Source organism: Desulfovibrio sp. 1214_IL3152, from assembly GCF_036763055.1.
Lineage (GTDB): Bacteria > Desulfobacterota > Desulfovibrionia > Desulfovibrionales > Desulfovibrionaceae > Desulfovibrio.
The window spans coordinates 1-2,263 of the sequence record NZ_JBAIYW010000205.1 but is presented as its reverse complement, the minus strand read 5'-3'; the positions used below and the strand labels follow the sequence as shown (position 1 = coordinate 2,263).

Sequence of the window (2,263 nt, the reverse complement as noted above, 5' to 3'; positions counted from 1 at the left end):
GGAGCCGAGCCGGAAGCCCTGGGAGGCCTTCTGGCCCCGGACCCGCTGGGCGCGCTTTTTCTCATGCTCGCCAGCCTGCTCTTTCTGGCGGCTTCTGTGTATGCTGTGTATTACCTGCGCGAGGAAGAACGCCTGGGCGTACACACCGCCTTTCAGGACGGCCGCAGCTTTACCAACGCGCCGCAGCGCCGTCTGGCCGCCTGCCTGTGCTTTTTTCTCTCATCCATGACCCTTGTGACCACCACCCCGCATCTCGGCGCCTTGTGGGTCGGCATTGAAGCCACTACCCTTTCCAGCGCGCCGCTGATCTACTTTCACCGCCACCAGCGCTCCCTTGAGGCCACCTGGAAATACCTCATCATCTGTTCCGTGGGCATCGCCCTGGCAATGGTGGGCAACATCCTGCTTTCTGTGGCTTTTTATACGCCCGAAGGCATGGAAGCCATGATGGAAGGCATGGATCAGGTGGGCTGGTATGTCAGCCACGCCCGCGCCGGGGAAGAAACCTGGCTCAAGGCCGCATTTATTTTTCTGCTGGTGGGCTACGGCACAAAAATGGGCCTGGCCCCTCTGCACAACTGGCTGCCGGATGCCCACAGCCAGGCCCCTTCGCTGGTTTCGGCGCTGCTGTCCGGCGCATTGCTCAACTGCGCCATGCTCGGCATTCTGCGCGGCCACCAGATCATGCTGGCCGCCGGGCTTGGCGGATTCAGCAGCGGCCTGCTCAGCTTTTTCGGCTTGCTGTCGCTGATTACGGCGGCCATCTTCATTGTGGGTCAGGGCCATTACAAGCGCATGCTGGCCTATTCCAGCGTGGAACATATGGGCATACTGGCGCTTGGCGTGGGCGTGGGCGGGCTGGCCGTGTCCGGGGCCATGCTGCATGCCGTCTGCCATTCGCTGACAAAATGCATGCTCTTTTTGCTTTCCGGCAACATTCTGGCCCGCTATCACACCTTTTCAAGCTATGACATCCGCGGCATGCGCTGGACCATGCCTGTAACCGGAACCCTCTGGATGGCCGGTTTTCTGGCAGTGGCAGGCTCGCCGCCTTTCGGCATTTTCATCAGCGAATTCATTATTTTCAAGGGCATGCTGGCTGCCGGGTCTCCCTTTCTGGCCGCAGGCTATCTGCTGGCCCTGGCCGTAATATTTGTGGGCCTTTCGGTGGCGGTGCTGCGCATGGTGCAGGGCAACCGCCCTGCGGATATGCCCCAGAATCCGCGCGAACCGCTGTTGAGCGTACTTCCGCCCCTGGTGCTCGGCATGGGTGTGCTGACTCTGGGCCTGTGGATACCCGACTGGCTGTGGAATTTTTTACGGCAGGCCGCGGCCCTTATCGGCGGTTAATACGGCTTACCGATGAAGCGAGTGCCTGCCTTGCAAGGATTTGTCTGCAAGCCCTTGCCACGGAACAGGAATCGGTGAGCTTTTCACGCCGCCAGGCGCCTGTTTCAGAAGTGTCAAAATCTCTAGGAGCTGTTTCTAACTGAATAATTTTGCTCCAAAAACAAGGAAGAGTCGGGTTTTGCCGAAAGGAGCATACTCTTATGGTATTCGACCGGAGCCCAGACACCACTTTGACTCAGTTACTGGACAAAAGGATTATTCAGAAGCAGTCCCTGGAGAAATATTGCTTTAACATTGCCCTGGCGGCTGCGTGTGCAGACGTCCGCTACGAAGGTGCGGGGCGCTGTCTTTGCGCTCCAAGGCATCGCAGTGAGCATTTTTGAACCTTTGAAAGCTTGTATGCTCAAAGGCAAAGTGCTCCAGGAGGATAACATGTCGTTCGACTACCGCGAGTCGGTAACACTGAACAAACTTGGGCGTCATTCCGTATCTGAATTGCGGGACATACTCCGTCACGCCCTGGCCGGAGGCTGGCGCGTACTGGCGTTTTTCGGCATTCCCGGCACGGACGCCCCCCTTGACGCGAAGAACGGCGACGCACCGGAACAGACCCGTGCCGTGAGCCTTTGCTGCGTGCTGGCCCATGACGGGACGCGCCGTCTTATGGCCCGGTGCACGCCGCCGGTGACGGCCTTTATGTCAATGACGCCGGAATTGCCGCAACTGCACTACTTTGAGCGCGAAATTTACGAGCAATGGGGAGTGGAACCGGTGGGACACCCCTGGCTCAAAAGCGTGCGGCGCATTCCCGACAGCGCAGAAGCTGCCGCGCGCAACGCGGCTGAGAACAGAAACAGTTGCGCCACCACCGGGCAAGAATCCGCACATGCAAACGATCCTGCCGCTTCTGCCG

At 59.2% G+C, this 2,263-nt stretch carries 2 protein-coding genes; both read left to right on the top strand.

What is annotated here, in order from left to right; all coding sequences use genetic code 11:
• On the top strand, positions 1-1,350 hold a 1,350-nt coding region (locus V6C07_RS04380), incomplete at its 5' end, for a proton-conducting transporter transmembrane domain-containing protein (protein ID WP_333535142.1).
• 432 nt (positions 1,351-1,782) lie between these two features.
• A partial coding sequence (locus V6C07_RS04375) for an NADH-quinone oxidoreductase subunit C (RefSeq protein WP_333535141.1) occupies positions 1,783-2,263 on the top strand: 481 nt, incomplete at its 3' end.